Origin of the sequence: Pseudarthrobacter sp. WHRI 8279, assembly GCF_040224115.2 — a bacterium.
Classification (GTDB): domain Bacteria; phylum Actinomycetota; class Actinomycetes; order Actinomycetales; family Micrococcaceae; genus Arthrobacter.
The window spans coordinates 1,864,348-1,885,271 of sequence record NZ_CP168162.1 but is presented as its reverse complement, the minus strand read 5'-3'; the positions used below and the strand labels follow the sequence as shown (position 1 = coordinate 1,885,271).

The following is a 20,924-nucleotide window of genomic DNA, read 5'->3' as shown; positions in this document are numbered from 1 at the left end:
ACGGGGCCGCCGGAACACAATGTTCCGGCGGCCCCGTTTTTTCTGCTTACGCTTCCAGGGTTCCGTCGGCTTCGCGGTAGATACCCGCCATCCAGTCCTGCACGTCCTCGGCCTTGCGCGGCAGGGCAGCGCTCAGGTTGACCGGTCCGTCGGCCGTCATCAGGACGTCGTCCTCAATGCGGACACCGATTCCACGGTATTCCTCCGGGATGGCCAGGTCCTCGGCCTTGAAGTACAAGCCGGGTTCGATGGTGAACACCATTCCTTCGGTGAGGATGCCATCCAGGTAGAGCTCGCGTTTGGCCTGGGCGCAGTCGTGGACGTCCAGGCCCAGATGGTGGCTGGTGCCGTGCGGCATCCAGCGGCGGTGCTGCTGGCCTTCGGGACTGATGGCCTCCTCCACTGTCACGGGGAGGAGCCCCCACGCCGCAAGCCGCTCGGCCAGGACAGTGGTGGCTGCGGTGTGGATGTCCCGGAACTTTGCCCCGGGCTGTGCCGCGGCAAAGCCGGCGTCCGCAGCGTCAAGCACTGCTTCGTAGACTTTGCGCTGGATGTCCGTGAACACGCCGCCGGCGGGAAGGGTGCGGGTGATGTCAGCCGTGTACAGGGAATCCGCTTCAACGCCGGCGTCCAGCAGTAGGAGCTCTCCGGCATGGATCCTGCCCGTATTACGGGTCCAGTGCAGAACCGTGGCGTTGCTCCCGGAGGCTGCGATGGTGTCGTATCCCAGCTCGTTCCCTACCTCGCGTGCCCGGGCGAAGAAGGCGCCTTCCACCACGCGCTCCCCGCGGGCGTGCGTGAGCGCGCGCGGCAGGACTTTCACCACTTCCTCGAACCCTTCAACAGTGGCTGCCACCGCGAGCTTCATCTGCTCGATTTCCCAATCGTCCTTGATCAGGCGCAGTTCGGAGAGGGCTTCGCTCAGCTTTTCGTCCAGGGCATCGAGGACGGCGAGGTCCAGGTTGTCCGGATCCTTTGCTGTGTTGTAGCGGGCAGTGTCCACCAGCGCGTCGATGTTCTCGTCCACCTTGCGGACCAGCCGGATGGAGATGCCGCCGATTTCCGGAGCGCCCACGTCCTTGGTGATGGCGGTCTCCAGTTGGTCGATGTGCGCTGTCGCCAGCCCAAGGCGTGCCTCGAATTCGGCGAGGGTGGGGCGCGCGCCGATCCAGAATTCGCCGGCCCGGGAGTCTGCATAGAACTGCTCGGTGTCGCGTCCGGCCAGCGGCCGGAAGTAAAGCGTTGCCCGGTGGTGGCCGCCGTCGTCGCCCTTTCCTTCCGCGACGGGCTCAAGGATCAGGACGGCGTCAGGCTCGTGGTCGAGGCCAAGCCCGGTCAGGTGCGCGAATCCGGAGTGGGGACGGAAGCGGTAGTCGCAGTCGTTGGAGCGGACTTTCAACGGGCCGGCAGGGATCACCAGGCGTTCGCCCTTGAACTGTCCGGAGATTGCCCTGCGCCGGGTTGCGGCGTAGCCGGCTACGGCGTCACGCTCCGGGAGCTCCTGGCTGGCGGGCGCCCAGTTGCCGGCCATGAAGGCCTTGAAAGCGTCGGAGCTGGGCCGCTGCGAGCGGTTGTTGACGCGCTCCTCCAGTGGCTGGGAAGCAGAGGCGGGGGTGTTTTCGGCATCTTTCACGGCACCATCGTCTCACCAGCTCCGCGGCTACGCGAACAGGCGGAGCCCCGTGTGCGGGGCCCTGCGGGAAGGCCGGCCGGTCGTTGCGGCCGCGCATACGCAGGGTGAACGCCGGGTCAACTACTCTGGAAAGGTGAGGATTGACCTGCATGCCCACTCCAATGTCTCGGACGGCACCGAGAATCCCGTAGACGTCATGGCTTCTGCTGCCCGTGCCGGCCTGGACGTCATTGCGCTGACGGACCACGATTCCACGGCCGGCTGGGATGAGGCGTCCGCCGCAGCCATTGAGCACGGAGTAGCCCTGGTCCCCGGGATGGAGGTTTCCTGCCGGACGGAGGAGGGCATCAGCGTCCACCTCTTGAGCTATCTGCATGACCCGGAACACCCGGGACTCCTCGAGGAAATCACCAAGGCCAAGGACGCGCGCCATACGCGTGCCGAACGGATGGTCACCCTGCTCGCGGAGGACTACCCCCTCACCTGGGACGACGTCATCCACCATGTGGCCCCGGGGGCTACCCTCGGCCGGCCCCACATCGCGGACGCCCTCGTGGCCGCTGGCGTGGTGGAGGACCGCTCGGAGGCCTTCGCCTCCATCCTCACCTCGCGGTCGCGCTACTTCATCCAGCACTACGCACCCGCGCCGGCCATCGCCGTCGAACTTGTCCGTGCCGCCGGCGGGGTCCCTGTCTTCGCCCACCCCGTGGCATCCTCGCGCGGGAGGATCGTGGGCGAGCGGGTGTACCAGGAGATGATTGACGCCGGCCTGGCGGGCCTGGAAATCGACCACCGGGACAATCCGGAAGAGGGGCGCGTGTTCCTGCGGCGGCTGGCCGCCAAGCATGACCTCCTGATCACCGGATCATCGGATTACCACGGCACCGGCAAGCCCAACCTGCTGGGGGAGAACCTCACCGAGCCGGACGTCCTCGCCCGGATCGAGGAACTGGGGACCGGGACCGCCGTCGTCCGTCCCTGATCCCGCGCTGACCCCTAGTTGGGAGGGTAGGCGGTGAACTGGGCGTGGGCACCCAGGCGCTGGGCCATGATGTCAATGGCCGGCTGGTTCTGGTCCACGCACACAAACCTGCGGTCCATCTTTGCGGCCACCGCGCCCAGTGTCCCGGAACCGGCGAAGAAATCGAGGCACCAGTCACCGGGCCGGCTGGACGCTGCCACCACCCGGCGGATGAGGCCCTCCGGCTTTTGCGTGGGGTACCCGGTCTTTTCCTTGCCGGTGGGGGAGACGATGGTGTGCCACCAGACGTCCGTGGGCAGCTTGCCCAGTTCGCGTTTGGCCGGTGTGACCAGGCCCGGCGCCATGTACGGTTCCCGGTCCACTTCGGCGCTGTTGAAGTGGTACTTCGCTGGATTCTTGACGTACACCAGGATGTTGTCGTGCTTGGTGGGCCAGCGGTTCTTGGCACGGGCGCCGTAGTCGTATGCCCAGATGATCTCGTTCAGGAAGCACTCCCGGCCGAAGATCGCGTCCAGCATCACCTTGGCGTAGTGCACTTCGCGGTAGTCCAGGTGCAGGTACAGGGTGCCGTCCTCGGCGAGCAGCCGCCACGCCTCCACGAGGCGCGGCTCCAGGAAGGACCAGTAGTCGCTGAAGGCATCGTCGTAGCGGTGCAGCGCCCCTTTGATGGTGTCGTAGGAGCGCCCCTTGAAGCCGACGCGGTCGCCGGTGCCGTCCGCGTTGGCCACCATGGTGGTCTGCTGGCGGCTTTGGGCCCGGCCCGTGTTGAACGGGGGGTCCACATAGATAAGCGTGAAGGCGCCGTCCGGCAGCGAGGGAAGGAAGTCCGCGTTGTCCGCGTGGACCACCAGGCTGCTGCCGTCCGGCGCCCAGACAGTGTCAGTCATGAAGGGCGTTAGGCCTCGGTGCTTCCGGGCTGTGCAGCGTTCCCGCCGCCCACCACTTCACCGTTGCGGCGCCGTGTGCGGGTGCGGGGGCGCCGGGTGCGTGAGGGCTGCTCGGCTCCGGCTGCTGCCGGAGCGTCACTGGCAGCAGCGGGTGCTGCGGCTGAATCAGGCGTACGACGGCGGCGCTCACCGGAGCGGGCAGCGGAGTCGCTGCTGCGGCCCGCTTCGCGCTTGGCGCCACGGTCCCTGCTGTCGCGGCCACGGCCGTCGCGCGAGCTGCCGGTCTCGCGGCCCCCGCGGCTGTTCTTCTTTCCCGTTTCGCCCAGGTCCTCGAGCACCTCAGCGTCAACACCGGCGAGGGTGCGCTTGTCGCGCGGAAGCCGGCCCTTGGTGCCCTCGGGGATGTCCAGGTCCTCGTACAGGTGCGGGGAGGACGAGTAGGTTTCGACGGGCTCGGGCACGCTCAGGCCCAGGGCTTTGTTGATCAGTCCCCAGCGCGGCATGTCATCCCAGTCCACGAACGTGACGGCGGTGCCCTTGTTGCCGGCGCGGCCGGTGCGGCCCACCCGGTGCAGGTAGATCTTCTCGTCTTCCACGCACTGGTAGTTGATGACGTGCGTGACGTCGTCCACGTCGATGCCGCGGGCGGCGACGTCGGTTGCCACCAGGACATCCACCTTGTTGTTGCGGAAGGCCCGGAGTGCCTGTTCGCGCGCACCCTGTCCGAGGTCGCCGTGGATCGCTGCTGCCGCGAAGCCGCGGTCCACCAGTTCCTCTGCAACCTTGGCCGCGGTGCGCTTGGTCTTGGTGAAGATGATGGTGCGGCCGCGCCCCTTGGCCTGGAGGATGCGGGCCACCACCTCGATCTTGTCCATGCTGTGCGCGCGGTAGATCAGCTGGCGGATGTCCCGCTTGGTGAGGCCTTCGTCATCCGGGTCAGCGGCGCGGATGTGGGTGGGCTGGGTCATGTAGCGGCGGGCCATGGCAATGACCGGCCCGGGCATGGTGGCGGAGAACAGGAGGGTCTGGCGGACCGCCGGCGTGGCCGCGATCAGGGTCTCGACGTCGGGCAGGAAGCCGAGGTCAAGCATTTCGTCGGCCTCGTCCAGGATGACGATCTTCACGTTTTTCAGGCTCAGGTGCTTCTGCTTGTAAAGGTCGATGAGGCGCCCGGGGGTTCCCACCACAACCTCCACGCCGTTCTTCAGGGCCTCCACCTGGGGCTCGTAGGCCCGGCCGCCGTAGATGGTGGCGATGCGGGCGTTCCGCTTGCGGGAAGCAGTCTGAAGATCGTTGGCCACCTGCACCGCGAGTTCGCGGGTAGGGACGATGACCAGGGCCTGCGGTGCGCCGGGGACCGCGAGTTTCTCGTAGCCGGCGTCGTCCCGGCCCACTACCCGCTGCAGGGCGGGGATGCCGAAGCCCAGCGTCTTGCCGGTGCCGGTCTTGGCCTGGCCAATGATGTCGTGGCCGGAGAGGGCCACCGGCAGGGTCATGGCCTGGATGGGGAAGGGATGGGTGATTCCGGCGTCCGCCAGGGATTCCACGATGTCGGCGCGGACGTTGAAGTCCGCGAAGGACTTTTCCTCGATCTCGTGCGGCTTCTCGTCGGAGATGATGGTTTCTTCCGGCTCGATCGTTTCGGTGCCGGAGTCGTCCGTCAGAAGCTGGTGGGTATGCAATTCACTCACGTGGAGTTTCCTTATTCATTTGGGCAAGGGCGCTGCCTGCTCAACGGGCCGGCCTTGGCCGTTCCGGAGCACGCTCAGGCGCGCAAGCAATTCCAGTGGAAGCCGATCGCGGGCTATCTAAAATGCTGGCACTGGTGACCAGCGGGTGTTTCTCAAGATCGCGTAGGGGCGGGCTTGTTGGTTTCAAATCAAGGAAATCAACGACCGGGCATCCATTTCTACCTCTCCAGTCTAGCCGCAAGGGCAGGGAAACCCGGCTTTGGACCGCCGTGCCTGCCAGCTGGAAGGAAATCAGCCCGCTTCAGGACAGTGGCGGGACCAGTTCAAAATGCACTTCGCGGGTGGCGATATCGGAGGACACCAGGCGCACGCGGACCTTGGTGCCGGCCTCCAGCTCGCCGGCGCAGCGGGCCGTGACGGCAGGTTCGGCAATCTGGATAATGCCGGAGCCCCCGTTGCCGTTGCCATTGCGGCCGTTTCCGTTCCTGCCGTTGCCGCCGTTGCCGTTCTTGCCGGTGCTCCCGTTCCCGTTTTCCTTTTGGGGCTTGGATCCGGAGATGACAATTGCGTCGAACTCCTGCCCGATGTGGTTGACCAGGAGCGCCGCCTCCACGGTGTCCAGGGCCATGCGCTCCATCCGGGACGCCAACTGGTCCGAGCCGGCCATGATCTCGGGAAGCGAGGGCAGCGCATCACGGACCCAGCCGGGCACCTCGCCACCATTGCACAGGGCCTCGCAGGTCACCAGGACAAAGCGGTCCACCAGGCGGCGCAGAGGCGCGGTGGTGTGGGCGTAGGCCGCGCCAATGGCGGACTGAACGGCGTCTTCGGGGACCGTGCCGTCGAACGCCGTGTACGCAGCCCCCCGGAAGAGCATTCCCGCTGAATGCATAATGGCCAGCTGCCGGGGCTCGGTGGGGTCGAGGCTGCGAAGGTACTCGCCGTAGCTCACCTCACCGTCCCAGGGCTTTCCGAGGGCCTCCGTCTGGAGCCGGAAATGGTGCAGGGAACGCTCGTCCGGTGACGGCATGGTGCGGAGGATGCCCACTTTGCCGGCCAGCATCAGCTGCGCCGCCGCCATGCCCGTCATAAGCGAGATCTGGGCGTTCCAGTCCTCGACGGGCAGCTGCGGGGCCGCCGAAATCCGGTAGCCGCCGTCGGGAAGCTGGACAATCTCCTGGTCCGGCATGTTCAGGCTTGCGCCGTCCCGCGCGCGCTCCAGCGCCACGCGCTTTAGCCCCACCTCTTTGAGGAGGACCAGGACGGCGGAAGGGCTGCCGCCGTCCAGCTCCTCCTGGGCGCCCTTGTAGCTGAGCTTGGCGCGGCTGCGCATGCGGGCCCGCCTGACCGTGACGGCGGTGACTTCGGCGCTGGCGTCGAGCCGGAAATCCCAAACGAACGCCGAACAGTCCTGCCCCGGCAGGAGGCTTCCCGCGCCTTCGCTGATGACTTCCGGGTGCAGCGGAATGCGGCCGTCCGGGGTGTAGAAAGTCTGCCCCCGGCGCCGTGTCTCGGCGTCCAGCGGCCCGCCGGGAGCCACGAAGGCGGGAACGTCGGCGATGGCATACAGCACGCGGTAGCCGCTGCCGTCCCGCTCAATGTAGAGCGCCTGGTCAAGGTCGGTGGACGACGCCGGGTCGATGGTGATGAAGTCGATGGCGGTGAGGTCATGGGCTGGCAGCTGCAGTGCCGACACCGCGGCCTCGGCGTCCTTCACGGCATCTTTTGGATACTCGTTCGGCAGCTCAAGCTCCGTCCGCAGGGCGCTGAGTGCAGCCTCGAGGGCGTTGGTGTGCTCGTGGACATTGGGGGCCAGCCGATGATGTGACACGAAAATCAGCGTAGCCCGAATTTCGCAAATAGTGCACCGGGCCGCCCGCGGCTGCCCCGGAGATCCGGCTCCGCGTCAGGGGCGGGCAGCGTCCAGGGCGCCGAGCAGCGATGCGGCAGCGGCTGCCGGATCATCGGCTTCCGTGATGGCCCGGACCACAACGATCCTGCTGGCACCGGCCGCCACCACCTGCTCCACGTTGCCGTGGTCAATCCCGCCGATCGCGAACCAGGGCACGCCGCCGTCGGGCTTTCCCTGCCCCTGCGCCGCCGAGGCGGCGGCCGCATGCTTCACCAGGCCCAGGCCGACGGCGGCGCGGCCGGGCTTGGTGGGTGTTGCCCACAGGGGGCCCACGCAGAAGTAGTCGAGTGCGGCTGGGCCGGCGGCAGCGGCCAGGGCGGCGTCCACCTGGTCAGGGCTGTGGCTGGACAGGCCGATTGCGGCGTTCCCGTTCAGCAGCGTCCGGGCTGCCTTGAGGGGAAGGTCTTTCTGGCCGATGTGGAAGACGGGAGCGCCGGAGAGCACAGCAATATCCGCGCGGTCATTTACTGCCCACAGCCTGCCGTGGCGGACCGCTGCCTCCTTCAGGACGGCCAGGAGTTCCAGCTCCTCGGCGGCTTCGATGGATTTGTCCCGGAGCTGGATGGTGTCCACGCCGCCCGCGAATGCGGCATCCACGAACTGTTCGAAGTCGCCCTGGCGGCGGCGCGCATCCGTGCAGAGGTACAGGCGCGCATTGTGGATTCCGGCACTGCCTTCCGCATTGATAAAGGCGTCTGTACCGGACGGACGGGAAGCGGCGGCAGGGGGGTGGGACACATTCATGGGAGCCAGCCTAGTTCCTCTACACTGGGCTCGTACTGCGGGAGCCGCGGCAGCTGTCACAAAGCGCCGGGCTGAGAGGGCGTCAGAGCCGACCGCTTGACCTGATCCGGTTAATACCGGCGTAGGGAAGGAGACAATCGATGCCTCACGCACAAGGTGTGAGCAGCCGCCCTGTTCCCGGCTCCGCGATCACGGCGGATGTTGCCGTGATCGGCGGGGGAGCCATCGGCCACGGCATCGCCTGGGAGGCGAGGCGGTCGGGCCGTTCGGTGGTGGTGATCGATGACGCCCCGGGTTCGGGAGCCAGTTGGGCGGCCGCGGGGATGCTTGCCCCGGTGAGCGAGCTGCACTACCAGGAGGAGGACCTCCTGGAACTCATGCTCGATGCCTCCGCCCGCTGGCCGGGTTTCGCCGCGGACCTCGCCTCGGCCGCGGGTTCGGATCCGGGATATCTGACGACGCCGACCCTCGCCGTTGGTGCCGACGCCGCGGACAGACGCGCCCTGCTGGACCTGCGTGCCGTCCAGCTGTCCCACGGGCTCACGGTTGAACCGCTCACCATCCGCGAGGCCCGGCGCCGCGAGCCCCTGCTCAGCCCGGGCATTGCCTGTGCGCTGGATACCCCGGCGGACCACCAGGTGGATCCCAGGCTGCTGGTGGCCTGCCTCCGCCGCGCGTTGGCCCGGCCTTCCGGCGGGACGGCAGGCAACCGAAGTCATGTGCCGGGCGCCGTCGACGGATACGCGGTGCCGGACAAGGCAGCCGGCCTGCTCTGGAGGGACGGCGCCGTTGCCGGAGCAGTCCTGGAGGGCGGTGGGACCGTCCTGGCCGGGGAGACGGTGGTGGCCAACGGACTGCACGCCGCGGAACTCGCGGGACTGCCGGCAGGCCTGCACCTTCCACTGCGGCCGGTGCACGGGGACATCCTGCGGCTCGCAGTACCTGCCCACCTGCGGCCACTGGTGACCTCAACTGTCCGGGGGCTGGTCCGCGGGACCCCCGTGTATATCGTCCCCAGGCAGGACGGAACCGTGGTGGTCGGGGCAACCCAGCGTGAGGATGCGCTGGGAAGGGACGCAGGCTCCAGCGCGGGGGCAGTGTCTGCCGGGGGCGTGTACCAGCTTCTCCGCGACGCCCAGGTGCTTGTGCCCGCCGTCGCGGAGCTTGAGCTGCTCGAATGCACGGCACGTGCCCGTCCCGGCACACCGGATAACGCCCCGCTGCTTGGACGGGTGCCCCTGCCCGGCGAGCCCTCCGCAGGCCGCCATCCCGCTCCCGGAGGGCCCACCGCTCCGGGGGCCGGCGACGTGCCGGGGCTCATTGTTGCCACCGGGTTCTTCCGCCATGGCATCCTGCTCACCCCGGCCGCGGCCGCAATCTGCCGCGAACTCCTGGACGGCAGGGAAGACCCCCGCTGGGCCCCGTTCAACCCGGGCCGGTTCTGGGCGGCTCCCTCCCACCTGGCTGACGCGGCCCACCCACTCAACATTTAGGAGACAGCATGAACATCACCCTGAACGGAACCGGCCGCACCGTGGCCGGCGATTCGTCCATCGCGGCGCTCGTCAGCGAGGTCACGGGCCGTCCACTGGCTGCTGACGGCCGGGCCACGGACGGCCGGAAGCTGGGCGTGGCCGTGGCCCGCAATGCCCAGGTTGTGCCCCGCAGCCTGTGGTCCGCCACGGCGCTCGCCGAGGGCGACGACGTCGAACTTGTCACGGCAGTACAGGGAGGCTGACCACCATGACCGAAACCACCATCAACAGCAGCCAGCTCTCCGGCCTCAATGACCCGCTGGTCATTGACGGCGTCATCTTGGCATCCCGGCTCATCATGGGCACCGGCGGCGCACCCAGCCTCGACGGGCTGGGCGCCGCGCTCCTGGCTTCCGGCACTTCACTCACCACCGTGGCCATGCGCCGCTATTCGCCGGACGAGGCAGGCTCGCTCTTCCAGCTGCTGGTGGACCACGGCATTCGGGTCCTGCCCAACACGGCAGGGTGTTTTACGGCGCGTGACGCTGTCCTCACTGCCGAATTGGCCCGGGAAGCCCTCGAAACCGACTGGGTGAAGCTCGAGGTCATCGCAGACGAACACACCCTCCTGCCGGACGCCGTTGAGCTTGTGGACGCCACGGAGCAGCTGGTCAACAGGGGATTCAAGGTCTTCGCGTACACCAATGACGATCCCGTCCTGGCCCTGCGGCTCGAAAACCTCGGAGCCACCGCTGTGATGCCGCTTGGCTCGCCGATCGGGACCGGCCTGGGCATCCTCAATCCGCACAACATTGAACTCATTGTGTCCCGGGCCTCGGTCCCTGTGGTGCTGGACGCGGGCATCGGTACTGCCTCCGACGCCGCCCTCGCGATGGAACTGGGCTGTGACGCCGTGCTCCTGGCCACTGCGGTGACGCGGGCGCAGAACCCTGCCCTGATGGGGGAGGCCTTCAAGCACGCTGTCATCGCCGGTAGGCTGGCGAAAGCGGCGGGCCGCATACCCCGCCGTGAACACGCGCTGGCGTCGTCGGCAATGGAGGGCCGGGCCGAGTTCCTGTAGGCCCGCATTCTGCCGGCCGCGCCCTGATCCCAGGAGCAGCAGTGGCCGGCAAAGACGCACTTCCCCCGGAACGCATCGATGAAGCCCTGGCTGGGCTGCCTGACTGGCGGGCCGGCAACGGCGGGTTGGTCACCGTCTTCAAGATGCCGACGGCGGCTGCCGCACTTAAGGTGATTGCCGACGTCGGACGCCTAGCCGAGGAGCAGAACCACCATCCGGACCTCGACTGGCGCTACAACCGCGTCTTCATCCGCTACACGTCCCACGACGCCGGGGGACAGGTGACGGCGCGGGACCTCGCGGCAGCCGCGGGAGCAAGTGAAGCAGCGGCAGCGGCGGGGGCCGTGGCCGAGCCGGCGAAGTACGTGCAGGGGCACTAGGCGCCTGCACAGCGCCAAGTGCCGCACCGTGTGGCAGAGGGGGCACCAGGCGGCCGCGTCCACCAGAGACTGTTTCCTTTAAACGGCCGTGGCCGCCATCCCGAGGGTTGGCGGCCACATGTGGCTGGTTGGCGCTGCGCCAGGTTCCGCGCCCGTCCACGTTCCTGGCTGGGCCTCAGGCCCGCAGGATCGCCGTCAGACGTTCCGTATCCTGCCGGGCACGGGAGCGGCCAAGGTAGATGGCGGCCGCTGTTGCGGCCGCGGCTCCGAGCACGATCGGCAGCACCCAGGGGATCCAGGTGAGTCCCGGCAGGTATCCGAATCCGGCGGCCATCAGGATGATCCACGCCAGGGCCGCCACGGCCACGGAAGCCCCGGCGGGCACACCGGCCCCATACTTGGCATGCCGCTTGTCGTTAGCCCAGACAATAAAGCCTGCGGCTGCGGCTGCCAGTACAACGATGGTCAGCGAAAGCATGGTCCTCCTTGGACTGCGGGCGGTTCTTCGGCAGGTCCTAGAACTGGCCGAACCCTACGCGCCGCGCTTCTTCGGCCCCGATTTCCACGTAGCCCAGGGCGTTTCCGGGAACAATGATCAGGCGTCCCTTGTCATCCTTCAGGCGGAGCTCACTGCCCTTGGTGATGGCATCCTCCACAATCTTGGCTACCGAATCCGCATCCTCGTTTGATTCCAGTACGATTTCGCGGCCGATATTCTGAACGCCGATCTTAATTTCCACAGGGGCCTCCCAGCCATTCACGTTCGTTGCTTATGTCTTATTTGTAGTCTAGGACTCTTTGGGGAAGCGAGAGATTCCGCGCCAAGCTAAACGGTAGATGAGGTCGCTGGCGACATCGAGGTCCAGGTTGCCGTCCGTTTCAAGCCAGTAACGGGCACTGACCTGCGCCATTCCAGCGAGTCCCCGGCCCAGGAGTTGCGCCTCAAGATGGGGGAGCTTGGTGTCCTCGGCGATGACGCGGGCGATGGCGTCGGCAAACGTCCTGTTGAAGGTTTCCAGCCGTGCGCTGACGTCAGGGTCATTGATCAGGTCCGACTCGAACACCAGCCGGTGGGCCTGGTCGTCGTTGGCTATGAACTGGAAATACGCCCGCATGACGGCCTGGACGCGCTCGTCATTGTCCGTGGTGGAGTTCAGCGCCCCCAGCATGAGGTCGGTCAGGGACGCGAGGTGGCTTTCGAGCAGGGCGAGGTACAGTTCCCGTTTTGAGGGAAAGTGCTGGTAGAGCACCGGTTTGCTGACGTGCGCCGTCTCGGCGATCTCGTCCATGGCTGCACCGTGGTAACCGTTGGCCACGAAGACTTCCTGGGCTGCCATGAGCAGCTGGGCGCGGCGTTCGTCCCGTGGAAGCCTGGCTGACCGTTGGCCTGCAGGACGCGAGGGCGTTTGCGGTTCGACGGCCGGCGGGCGGTTAGCCCGAGCTTCATGGACCACGGTTGTCCTTCTTTCGTTGCAGTTACCTCCACTTTACTGCGGGGTAATATGACCGGGCGGTATCCCGGGGCATACATTGAAGTATGGCCTCGACGTTCAATGCAAATGTTTCAACTGTGTCCTTGGATCCGCTGGTGGAACCGGCAGCCGACCTCACCGCCGCAGAGGTGGAGCGCTATTCGCGGCATCTGATCATTCCCGAGATCGGCGCCATCGGGCAGCGGCGGCTCAAGAACGCAAGAGTGCTGGTTATCGGGGCCGGCGGGTTGGGATCGCCTGCGCTGCTGTACCTCGCCGCCGCCGGGGTGGGGACGCTGGGAATCATTGACGACGACGACGTTGACCTTAGCAACCTGCAGCGCCAGGTCATCCACGGGGTGAAGGACGTTGGCCGGCCCAAGATCGAGTCGGCCCGCGACGCCATCGCCGCCCTGAACCCCCTGGTGGACGTGCGGCTGCACAATGTCCGGCTGGATGCCTCCAACGCACTGGAACTGTTCGCGGGCTACGACCTCATCCTGGACGGTGCGGACAACTTCGCTACCCGCTACCTGGTTAATGACGCTGCAGCCATCCTGGGCAAGCCGTACGTCTGGGGTTCCATCTTCCGTTTTGACGGCCAGGTCAGCGTGTTCTGGGAAAAGCACGGGCCCACGTACCGGGACCTCTACCCTGAGGCACCCCCCGCCGGCTCTGTGCCGTCCTGCGGCGAGGGCGGCGTGTTCGGCATGCTGTGCGCGGCCGTGGGGTCGCTGATGGTGACCGAAGCGGTCAAGCTGATCACCGGCGTCGGACGTTCCCTGCTGGGCCGGGTGGCGCTGTACGACGCCCTCGGCGGAAGCTGGCGGGAGATCCGGGTGTCCAAGGACCCGGCGGCGGAGCCGATCACGGAACTGGTGGACTACGAGGCGTTTTGTGGCATTACCCCGGCGGCCCCGTCGGACACGGAACATACCGTCACAGCCACGCAGCTCGCCACCATGCTCGCCTCACGGAAGGCAGGCCTCAAGGACTTCGACCTGGTGGACGTGCGGGAACCGGGTGAGTACGACATTGTCCGCATCGACGGCGCCGTGCTCATCCCGCAAGGCCGGATACTGGCGGGGGAGGCCTGGCCGGAGATTCCCCAGGACCGGGACGTGGTGTTCCTCTGCAAAGCCGGTACACGGTCCGCCAACGTCCTGGCCGCGGCCAGGAAAGCGGGCTACCAGCGGGTCAGCCATCTCGACGGCGGCATTCTTGCCTGGGTGCGTGAGGTGGAACCCAACAAGCCCGTCTACTAGGACGCTCTCTCCCTTGATGTCGGTTAAACCGAAACGCTCTATCACTTGATGTGGGTTGAACCGGAACGCTCTATCACTTGATGTGGGTTGAACCGGAACGCTCTATCAGTTTGAACTGCTCACTTTCCTGCAGGAGGTGAGCCAGCGCTGGCGGGAAAGGCGCGTCGAGTGAGAGAGCGTTGCGGGGAGGGCGGATCAGGCGGTTTCGAGGCCGCGGTGGTCCACCGGGCATTCGGCCTGGGGGGCCGCAGCCGCCGGCTGCTCCACGGTGATGCCGTAGAGGGCCTCCAGGGCTGCCACGTAGTCGTCCTGCTGGCCATTCGCGGCGAGCTCGCGGGCACGCACCGTAGGCACATGGAGGAGCTGCTTGACCATGCGGCGAAGCGCAAACTCCACTTCCTCGGCAGCGGCGGTGCAGCCGTGCCGGGCCCGGACCTTTTCCATTTCCGCGTCCAGGACGCTCATGGTGTGCCGGCGCAGGGCAACGATAGCGGAATCCACGGACCTGACCTCGCGCTCGTGCTCGAAGGCCTTCGCGGCCCCGCTCACAATGCCGCTGGCCTGGGCCAGCGATTCGGCCTGCTCCTGCGGGGCGGCGAGGCGCACCGACTCCAGGGTGAGGAGCTCAACGCCATCAAGTTCGCCAACTCCGGGGTCGAAGTCATGGGTAAGCGCAAGGTCGATGGCAATCAGCGGCTGCGGGGAGTTCGCGCGGACATCAGCCAGTTCATCGGCCTCCACCCTGGTATCGGAACCGCTGCAGCCGATCATGACATCAGCCGCAGCCACGGCCGGGCGGAGGGAGTCGGCGTCAAGCGCGGTGCCGCCACGGGTGGCCACAAAACCTTCAGCGCGGCCGGACGAGGAAAAGACCGAGATGTCCGTGCAGCCGCGTTCGCGCAGGAGCGCCATGGTGGCCCCCGCGTAGGCTCCCGTTCCGAACACCACCACTTTCTTGCTGGACCAGTCCGGATTCTCGGACAGGTCCGTTGCCAGGTCCAGGGCGACGGAAACAATGGACAGGCCCCGGGAGCCGAGGGCTGTCTGCGCGCCGACATCCTTGGCAGTTTTTGAGGCCGCCTGGAACAGCCGTACCAGGCCGGCGCTTGCCGTGCCTTCATGCTGGGCGGTGATCAGTGCCCGCCGGACCTGCCCGGCGATTTCACGCTCTCCGACGACGGCGGAGTCCAGGCCTGCGCTGACGGCAAAGAGGTGCTGGCTGACTTCCGGACCGGTGCGGGTACTGAAGGAGCGTGAGACTAGGGGTTCGCTTAGTCCACTGACGTGGCTGATCTGGGCCACCAGGGCGGCGCGGGCTGCCTCCACATCATCCGGATGGGGTGCCTCGCCGTAGATCTCGTAGCGGTTGCAGGTGGCAAGGACAATGGCACCCGTCACTGCCGGCGATCCGGAGAGGGCGGATGTGGCGATACCCGAGGAACCGTTGCTCAACTGAGCAACGGTCTCAAGATCGATGTCGGCGTGTGTAGCCACCAATGAAAAAAGAACCACAGCAGGACAATCATAGCTTTTTCGTTACTCGGTAGAACAACTCCGGGCGTGGCCTGGTGCAGGCGGAGGCTGTGATTCCTGACACGGCGCGGCCAAAGCACCTTCGGATGACACTTTGTCGTTATCTTTTGCAGCCGATTTTCGGCACAATCAAAGGCATGACTTCCAGCCCCGCCATGTCCCCTGCCGGCGCCCTCGCCGCAGACCACCCGCTGCTGGACGGCCGCACCGCAGATTCCCCGCTGATCACGGCATACCGTGGAGGCAAACCGTCCCGGCGCCCCGTCTGGTTCATGCGGCAGGCCGGACGTTCGCTGCCTGAGTACCTCAAGGTCCGCGAAGGTGTTGCCATGCTGGACTCCTGCCTGCGCCCGGAGCTGGCTTCCGAGATTACGCTCCAACCCGTCCGCCGCCACGACGTTGACGCGGGCATCTTCTTCTCGGACATCGTCATTCCCCTGAAGCTTGCCGGAGTCGGCGTGGACATCGTGCCTGGCGTGGGACCGGTCCTTGACACTCCCGTCCGTACGGCCGCAGACGTGGCGGCGCTGCCCCAGCTCACATGGGAATCGCTGGAGCCGATCCGTGAAGCGGTCCGCCTCACCGTGGCCGAGCTCGGCAGCACCCCGCTGATCGGTTTCGCCGGCGCACCGTTCACGCTTGCGGCCTACATGGTGGAGGGCAGGCCGTCCCGTGACCACCTGGGTCCGCGCACCATGATGCACGCCGACCCGGAAACCTGGAACGCCCTGGCCAACTGGGCCGCCGACGCCTCCGGCATGTTCTTGCAGGCACAGCTCGAGGCCGGCGCTTCCGCAGCCCAGCTGTTCGACTCCTGGGCCGGGTCCCTGGGCCTGGCGGACTACACCAGGTATGTGGCGCCGGCCTCGGCACGCGCCCTGGACCATGTGCGGCACCTCGGCGCTCCGCTGATCCACTTCGGCACGGGCACGTCAGAACTCCTGGTGGCCATGCGCGACGTCGGCGTGGACGTGGTGGGCGTGGACTACCGGCTCCCGCTCGATGAGGCAAACCGCCGGCTGGGCGGCACGGTACCCCTGCAGGGAAACATCGACCCCGCCCTCCTGCCGGCCCCCTGGGACATCCTCGAAGCGCACGTCCGCGAGGTCATAGCCGCCGGCGCGGCAGCCCCCGGGCACGTGGTCAACCTGGGGCACGGCGTTCCGCCGGAGACGGATCCCGCCGTCCTCACCCGGGTGGTCGAACTCATCCACTCCATCTCCCCGGAGTAACCCCATGGGCAGCATGCCGGCTCAGCCCCGGACCGCGCTGGTGCTGGGCGGCGGTATTTCCGGACTGCTCTCCGCCCGCGAGCTGGCTTCCGCCGGCTATCAGGTCACAGTCCTGGAAGCCGGACCGGAATGGGGCGGCTGCGTGGGCAGCCACACCGTTGCTGGCCTGACTCTGGACAGCGGCGCGGAATCTTTCACCACCCGCTCCGACGCCGTCGCGCGCCTGGCCGGCGAGCTTGGCCTCGCCGGCAGCATCGTCCCTCCGCGCCCGGGGGGAGCCTGGGTCCAGCTTCCGGACGGCCCGCGCGAACTGCCCAAGACGGGCGTCCTGGGTATTCCGGCCAACCCGTGGGACCCGGAAGTCAGGAGGTCGTTGGGCGTCCTGGGAACCCTCCGGGCCGCCCTGGACAGGTTCCTCCCGGCCTCAGTGGGGACGGCGGACGATGTCATCAGCGTCTCCGCCCTGGTAAAAGCACGCATGGGAAACAGGGTCCTGGAACGTCTGGTGGCCCCGGTGGTGGGCGGTGTCCACTCCGCGGATCCAGGACTGCTCGACGTCGACATGGTGGCTCCGGGGCTCCGCGCCGGTATCAGGCGGCACGGCTCCCTGGCCGCCGCAGTTTCCGCCCAGCGCCGTGCCGGCGCCGGGTCACCCGCGCACAACGGCCGCAGGCCGGAGCCCGCCGCTCCGGCCAAGGCAGGCTCTGCCGTTGCCGGCCTTGAACGCGGGATGCACACGCTGGTCACCGCTTTGGTGGGCAACCTTCGCACCCGCGGGGTGACGCTCCTGTCAGCGACGTCCGCCTCGGCGGTGGCCCGGACGGCTGAAGGGTGGCGGGTCAGTTCGCCGGGAGCAACGTTCGACGCCAGCCTGCTGGTGGTAGGAGTTGACGGTCCGGCCGCCGTCGGACTTTTGGAAGCCGCGGTGCCCGCCCTGGCAGGGCGACAGCCTCCCTCAGGACCCGACGTCAAGCTCGTCACACTCGTTCTCGACAAGCCCGAACTGGACCGCCGGCCCCGCGGCACGGGCGTGCTGGTGGCGCCCCAGACCCCCGGCATTGAAGCGAAAGCCCTGACCCACGCCACCGGCAAATGGGATTGGCTGGCCGAAGCAGCCGGCCCCGGCCGTCACGTTGTCCGGCTCTCCTACGGCCGGGTGGACGGGGCCGGCGAAGAGCCGGGCGGTCCTGGCACCGACGACGAACTGCTGGCCGCGTCCCTGCGTGATGCGCAGGCCCTGCTGGGCGTGGCCATCGAAGCCGGGGACGTGGTGGACTGGGATGTGGTCCGGTGGCGGGGATCGCTGCCCTTCGCCGCTGTGGGACACCGCGCCCGCGTGGCGGACATCCGAAAGGCCTGTGCCGCGGCGGGGAACCTGGCCGTCGTTGGCGGCTGGGTGGCGGGCAACGGGCTGGCCGCTGTGGTCTCCGACACGATCGAACAGATCCAGAACGTGGTCCGCTGAATCCCCTGGCACATCTTTCGGCGGCCGAGGCTTCGCTGCCCCCTTAGCCACGGCATCGTCCTTCCCCGATGTGACGTTGCGCACTTCTACGGCTTGTAGAAGTTGTTGGTTTCGACTTGACGGGTAGGAGGGGGCAAACTTGTAACCATGAGCCACACTTCTGCCGAATCTGTCACTAAAACCGAAGAATCAGCCGAGCAGTTTTTCACCCTCTGGACGGTATTCAAGCGCTCCGAAACCCTGATCCGCAGCGCCGACGCAGCCGCTGACTTCGAGGCCCTCCTGGAACGGCTGGCCCAGGCCGGCGTGACGCACCGCGGCAGCTACGACGTCTCCGCCATGCGGGCCGATGCGGACGTCATGGTGTGGCTCCACGGCCCCAAGCCGGAGGCGCTGCAGCAGGCCATCCGCGACATCCGCCGCAGTACCCTCTTTGCCGGCACGGAAATTGTCTGGTCCGCCATGGGCGTGCACCGGGAGGCCGAGTTCGCCAAGAACCACACGCCCGCATACTCCCGTGGGGTAGCGCCTGCGGAATGGCTGTGCGTCTACCCGTTCGTCCGCTCCTACGAGTGGTACATCCTGCCCGAGGAAGAGCGGGGCGCGATGCTTCGCGAACACGGCCTCCTGGGCCGGGAGTTCCCGCAGGTCATCTCCAACACCGTCTCCTCGTTCGCCCTCGGTGACTGGGAATGGATCCTGGGCCTTGAGGCCCCCGAACTGGTGGACCTGGTGGACCTGATGCGCCACCTGCGCGCCACCGAAGCACGCAACCACGTCCGGGAGGAAGTCCCGTTCTACACCGGACGCCGGATTTCCCCGGCAGAAGTAGCGGAGGTGCTCGCATGAGCCAGCTTGACCCCACAACCGCCGGCGGCGCCGTCGTCGTCAACCCTGTCACCGAGGCCGGGCGGATGGCACCCAAGAATTACGACGCCGTCCTCCTCGCCTCCTTCGGCGGGCCGGAAGGCCAGGAGGACGTCATCCCGTTCCTCCGCAACGTGACCCGCGGCCGCGGCATCCCGGATGAACGGCTGGAAGAGGTCTCGCACCACTACCGCGCCAACGGCGGCATCAGCCCCATCAACCAGCAGAACCGCGAGCTCAAGGCTGCCCTGGAGGCCGAACTTGCTGCCCGCGGCATCGAGCTGCCGGTCCTCTGGGGCAACCGCAACTGGGCGCCGTACATTCCGCAGACCCTGCAGGACGCATACGACGCCGGCCACCGCCGCCTCCTGATGATCACCACGAGTGCCTACTCCTGTTACTCCAGCTGCCGCCAGTACCGCGAGGACATCGGCATGGCACTGACCGAAACCGGCCTGGACGGCCGGCTCGAAGTGGACAAGGTGCGCCAGTACTTCGACCACCCCGGTTTCGTGGAGCCGTTCGTAGAGGGCACCGCCGCCGGCCTGGCGGAAGTCCGGGAAAAGCTCGCAGCCGCAGGAACCCCGGACGCGCCGGTCCAGATCCTGTTCGCCACCCACTCCATCCCCACCCGGGACGCGGAGGCAGCCGGCCGCTCAGAGGGCGAGCCCCGCGAATTTGCGGAAGGCTCCGCCTACGTTGCCCAGCACCTGGCCACGGCTGCCGCCGTCATCCGGCGCGTGGAAGAGGAATCGGGCCTGACGGCGCCCTGGTCCCTGGTGTACCAGTCCCGGTCCGGCGCTCCGCACGTGCCCTGGCTGGAGCCGGACATCAACGACGCCATCGAGGAACTGGCCGGCCAGGGTGTCAAGGGAATTGTCATCGTCCCGCTCGGATTCGTCAGCGACCACATGGAAGTTGTCTGGGACCTGGATACCGAAGCCCTGGAAACCTGCGCCAACCTGGGGCTTACCGCCACGCGCGTCCCCACACCCGGGACACACCGCAAGTTTGTCAACGGCATGGTGGACCTGATTTCAGAGCGGACGGCTGCCAACAACATCAGTGACCGTCCGGCGCTGACGGACCTCGGCCCCTGGTATGACGTCTGCCGGCCGGGCTGCTGCCAGAACTTCCGCGGCGAAAAGCCCACCATTGCCGGTGCGGACACCACCGTGGGTACCGGGCACGACTCCTACCCCGGCGAGGCCGGCGCCAGCCAGCCAGCCGCTTCCGGGGGAGCGCCGCAGCAGTGACGGTCCGGATCGGCACCCGCGCCAGCAAGCTGGCGCTCACGCAGACGCAGCAGACCGCGGACCAGCTGGCCGCCGTCGGAGGGTTTCCGGTGGAGCTGGTCCACATTCGGACCGACGGCGATGTGCTGACGGGTTCGCTCTCCCAGATGGGCGGCACCGGCGTTTTTGTCGCCGCCCTGCGGGATGCGCTGCTGCGCAACGAGTGCGACGTCGCCATCCATTCACTCAAGGACCTGCCCACGGGCGCGGCCGTAGGGCTGAGCCTGGCGGCAACTCCGCGGCGGGTGGATGTCCGCGATGTCCTGTGCGCCCGGGACGGGCTGAAACTGGCCGACCTCCCCGCGGGCGCACGGGTGGGCACCGGCTCTCCGCGGCGCGCCGCCCAGCTCCGTGCCGCCCGGCCGGACCTGGAGATCATCGACATCCGCGGCAACGTGGACACCCGCCTGGGCCGGGTCCCCGGGCTGCCGGGCAACGCCACAACCGATGTGATTCCCGGCAAGTCCTGCGACCTTGATGCCGTGGTCCTGGCCGCCGCAGGCCTGGAACGCATCAGCAGGCTGGACACCGTCAGCGAGTTCCTCGAAACGGACGTTATGCTTCCCGCCGCCGGCCAGGGGTCGTTGGCCATCGAGTGCCGCACGGCCGACGCTCCGGCCCGGCCCGGCTTTGCCGAAGGGTCCAAGGACGTCCTGGCCCAGGCCCTCAGCGCACTTGACGATCCCGATACCCGGCTCGCGGTCACCGCCGAGCGGGCCCTGCTGGCCCGGCTCGAGGCCGGCTGCGCGGCACCGGTGGGCGCCTATGCCTTCCGCAAGGGCAGCCTGCTGCACCTGGAAGCCGTGGTGTGCGCGGTGGACGGCACGGCCTCTGTCCGGGACAAGCGGGCAACCGACGGCCTCACCGAGGTGGGCGCCACGCTGCTCGGCATCGAACTGGCCGAAGTCCTGCTCGCCGCCGGCGCCGCGGACATCGCGGACCTGCAGGCTTCCTGATTCCGGCCATGCGGTTGCCTGTCCAGTGCGTCTGTCAGGTCCGGCCGGTCCGGC

At 67.6% G+C, this 20,924-nt stretch carries 20 protein-coding genes and 1 riboswitch; of the genes, 11 read left to right on the top strand and 9 right to left on the bottom strand.

Features of this window, described 5'->3' with window-relative positions; translation table 11 throughout:
• Nucleotides 1-46: 46 nt before the first annotated feature.
• Complete coding sequence (locus ABRP28_RS08515; protein ID WP_374152956.1) at nt 47-1,633, bottom strand: aminopeptidase P family protein; 1,587 nt, start codon at nt 1,631-1,633, stop codon at nt 47-49.
• A 133-nt stretch (nt 1,634-1,766) separates the two neighbouring features.
• Between ABRP28_RS08515 and ABRP28_RS08510 the strand changes: the two genes are divergently transcribed.
• Nucleotides 1,767-2,615 carry a PHP domain-containing protein gene (locus tag ABRP28_RS08510; protein ID WP_350001859.1) on the top strand — a complete coding sequence of 283 codons (849 nt, stop codon included), beginning with the start codon at nt 1,767-1,769 and terminating at the stop codon, nt 2,613-2,615.
• A 14-nt stretch (nt 2,616-2,629) separates the two neighbouring features.
• On the opposite strand, the gene ABRP28_RS08505 is transcribed toward ABRP28_RS08510, so the two are convergent.
• From ABRP28_RS08505 to thiE, 4 genes are all read right to left on the bottom strand, one after another.
• Nucleotides 2,630-3,502: a DNA methyltransferase gene (locus ABRP28_RS08505; RefSeq protein WP_350001857.1), complete on the bottom strand. Its 873-nt coding sequence runs from the start codon at nt 3,500-3,502 to the stop codon at nt 2,630-2,632.
• Nucleotides 3,503-3,510: 8 nt separating this feature from the next.
• Nucleotides 3,511-5,193 (bottom strand): DEAD/DEAH box helicase, encoded by a 1,683-nt coding sequence (locus ABRP28_RS08500; RefSeq protein ID WP_350001856.1) that lies wholly within the window; start codon nt 5,191-5,193, stop codon nt 3,511-3,513.
• A 301-nt stretch (nt 5,194-5,494) separates the two neighbouring features.
• Nucleotides 5,495-7,024, bottom strand: a complete 1,530-nt coding sequence (locus ABRP28_RS08495) for an RNB domain-containing ribonuclease (RefSeq protein WP_350001855.1) — start codon at nt 7,022-7,024, stop codon at nt 5,495-5,497.
• Nucleotides 7,025-7,099: 75 nt separating this feature from the next.
• Nucleotides 7,100-7,849, bottom strand: a complete 750-nt coding sequence (thiE, locus tag ABRP28_RS08490; RefSeq protein ID WP_350001854.1) for a thiamine phosphate synthase — start codon at nt 7,847-7,849, stop codon at nt 7,100-7,102.
• Between the two features lie 27 nt (nt 7,850-7,876).
• Nucleotides 7,877-7,994: riboswitch (TPP riboswitch) on the top strand.
• Between thiE and ABRP28_RS08485 the strand changes: the two genes are divergently transcribed.
• The 4 genes from ABRP28_RS08485 to ABRP28_RS08470 all read left to right on the top strand — a co-directional run bounded on the left by ABRP28_RS08485 (nt 7,990) and on the right by ABRP28_RS08470 (nt 10,785).
• Complete coding sequence (locus ABRP28_RS08485) at nt 7,990-9,342, top strand: FAD-dependent oxidoreductase (protein ID WP_350001853.1); 1,353 nt, start codon at nt 7,990-7,992, stop codon at nt 9,340-9,342. (Overlaps the previous riboswitch by 5 nt.)
• A gap of 8 nt (nt 9,343-9,350) precedes the next feature.
• The gene (thiS, locus tag ABRP28_RS08480; protein ID WP_231456398.1) at nt 9,351-9,587 is read left to right on the top strand and encodes a sulfur carrier protein ThiS; all 237 of its coding nucleotides are present in this window, start codon (nt 9,351-9,353) and stop codon (nt 9,585-9,587) included.
• Nucleotides 9,588-9,592: 5 nt separating this feature from the next.
• Nucleotides 9,593-10,405: a thiazole synthase gene (locus ABRP28_RS08475; protein WP_350001851.1), complete on the top strand. Its 813-nt coding sequence runs from the start codon at nt 9,593-9,595 to the stop codon at nt 10,403-10,405.
• A gap of 41 nt (nt 10,406-10,446) precedes the next feature.
• Entirely contained in the window at nt 10,447-10,785 is a 339-nt protein-coding gene (locus ABRP28_RS08470; protein ID WP_231456400.1) for a 4a-hydroxytetrahydrobiopterin dehydratase, read from the top strand.
• A 175-nt stretch (nt 10,786-10,960) separates the two neighbouring features.
• On the opposite strand, the gene ABRP28_RS08465 is transcribed toward ABRP28_RS08470, so the two are convergent.
• Genes ABRP28_RS08465 through ABRP28_RS08455 form a run of 3 tightly spaced genes read right to left on the bottom strand, consistent with a single transcriptional unit; the run spans nt 10,961 to nt 12,239 of the window.
• Nucleotides 10,961-11,263 carry a hypothetical protein gene (locus tag ABRP28_RS08465; RefSeq protein ID WP_350001850.1) on the bottom strand — a complete coding sequence of 101 codons (303 nt, stop codon included), beginning with the start codon at nt 11,261-11,263 and terminating at the stop codon, nt 10,961-10,963.
• Nucleotides 11,264-11,300: 37 nt separating this feature from the next.
• Nucleotides 11,301-11,525, bottom strand: coding sequence for a DUF3107 domain-containing protein (locus tag ABRP28_RS08460; RefSeq protein ID WP_104185044.1), 225 nt, complete (start codon nt 11,523-11,525; stop codon nt 11,301-11,303).
• 48 nt (nt 11,526-11,573) lie between these two features.
• Nucleotides 11,574-12,239, bottom strand: a complete 666-nt coding sequence (locus ABRP28_RS08455) for a TetR/AcrR family transcriptional regulator (protein ID WP_231456289.1) — start codon at nt 12,237-12,239, stop codon at nt 11,574-11,576.
• 83 nt (nt 12,240-12,322) lie between these two features.
• Between ABRP28_RS08455 and moeB the strand changes: the two genes are divergently transcribed.
• Nucleotides 12,323-13,522: a molybdopterin-synthase adenylyltransferase MoeB gene (moeB, locus tag ABRP28_RS08450; protein WP_350001848.1), complete on the top strand. Its 1,200-nt coding sequence runs from the start codon at nt 12,323-12,325 to the stop codon at nt 13,520-13,522.
• A gap of 195 nt (nt 13,523-13,717) precedes the next feature.
• On the opposite strand, the gene ABRP28_RS08445 is transcribed toward moeB, so the two are convergent.
• Nucleotides 13,718-15,034, bottom strand: a complete 1,317-nt coding sequence (locus tag ABRP28_RS08445; RefSeq protein WP_350001846.1) for a glutamyl-tRNA reductase — start codon at nt 15,032-15,034, stop codon at nt 13,718-13,720.
• Between the two features lie 158 nt (nt 15,035-15,192).
• On the opposite strand from ABRP28_RS08445, the gene hemE reads away from it, so the two are divergent.
• The 5 genes from hemE (at nt 15,193) to hemC (ending at nt 20,870) form a co-directional block, all read left to right on the top strand.
• Nucleotides 15,193-16,287 (top strand): uroporphyrinogen decarboxylase, encoded by a 1,095-nt coding sequence (gene hemE / locus ABRP28_RS08440; RefSeq protein WP_231456286.1) that lies wholly within the window; start codon nt 15,193-15,195, stop codon nt 16,285-16,287.
• 4 nt (nt 16,288-16,291) lie between these two features.
• Complete coding sequence (gene hemG / locus ABRP28_RS08435) at nt 16,292-17,752, top strand: protoporphyrinogen oxidase (RefSeq protein ID WP_350001845.1); 1,461 nt, start codon at nt 16,292-16,294, stop codon at nt 17,750-17,752.
• A 147-nt stretch (nt 17,753-17,899) separates the two neighbouring features.
• Nucleotides 17,900-18,601, top strand: coding sequence for a hydrogen peroxide-dependent heme synthase (gene hemQ / locus ABRP28_RS08430; RefSeq protein WP_188811698.1), 702 nt, complete (start codon nt 17,900-17,902; stop codon nt 18,599-18,601).
• Nucleotides 18,598-19,875, top strand: a complete 1,278-nt coding sequence (locus ABRP28_RS08425) for a ferrochelatase (protein ID WP_350001843.1) — start codon at nt 18,598-18,600, stop codon at nt 19,873-19,875. The genes hemQ and ABRP28_RS08425 overlap by 4 nt, the downstream gene beginning before the upstream one ends.
• Nucleotides 19,872-20,870 (top strand): hydroxymethylbilane synthase, encoded by a 999-nt coding sequence (hemC, locus tag ABRP28_RS08420; protein ID WP_350001842.1) that lies wholly within the window; start codon nt 19,872-19,874, stop codon nt 20,868-20,870. The genes ABRP28_RS08425 and hemC overlap by 4 nt, the downstream gene beginning before the upstream one ends.
• Nucleotides 20,871-20,924: the final 54 nt, after the last annotated feature.

Coding starts and splice junctions, on each gene's coding strand:
- ABRP28_RS08505 (WP_350001857.1), bottom strand. CDS start 3,502: ATGACTGACACTGTCTGGGCGCCGGACGGCAGCAGCCTGGTGGTCCAC.
- thiE (WP_350001854.1), bottom strand. CDS start 7,849: ATGAATGTGTCCCACCCCCCTGCCGCCGCTTCCCGTCCGTCCGGTACA.
- ABRP28_RS08485 (WP_350001853.1), top strand. CDS start 7,990: ATGCCTCACGCACAAGGTGTGAGCAGCCGCCCTGTTCCCGGCTCCGCG.
- thiS (WP_231456398.1), top strand. CDS start 9,351: ATGAACATCACCCTGAACGGAACCGGCCGCACCGTGGCCGGCGATTCG.
- ABRP28_RS08475 (WP_350001851.1), top strand. CDS start 9,593: ATGACCGAAACCACCATCAACAGCAGCCAGCTCTCCGGCCTCAATGAC.
- ABRP28_RS08465 (WP_350001850.1), bottom strand. CDS start 11,263: ATGCTTTCGCTGACCATCGTTGTACTGGCAGCCGCAGCCGCAGGCTTT.
- moeB (WP_350001848.1), top strand. CDS start 12,323: ATGGCCTCGACGTTCAATGCAAATGTTTCAACTGTGTCCTTGGATCCG.
- hemE (WP_231456286.1), top strand. CDS start 15,193: ATGACTTCCAGCCCCGCCATGTCCCCTGCCGGCGCCCTCGCCGCAGAC.
- hemG (WP_350001845.1), top strand. CDS start 16,292: ATGGGCAGCATGCCGGCTCAGCCCCGGACCGCGCTGGTGCTGGGCGGC.
- hemQ (WP_188811698.1), top strand. CDS start 17,900: ATGAGCCACACTTCTGCCGAATCTGTCACTAAAACCGAAGAATCAGCC.
- ABRP28_RS08425 (WP_350001843.1), top strand. CDS start 18,598: ATGAGCCAGCTTGACCCCACAACCGCCGGCGGCGCCGTCGTCGTCAAC.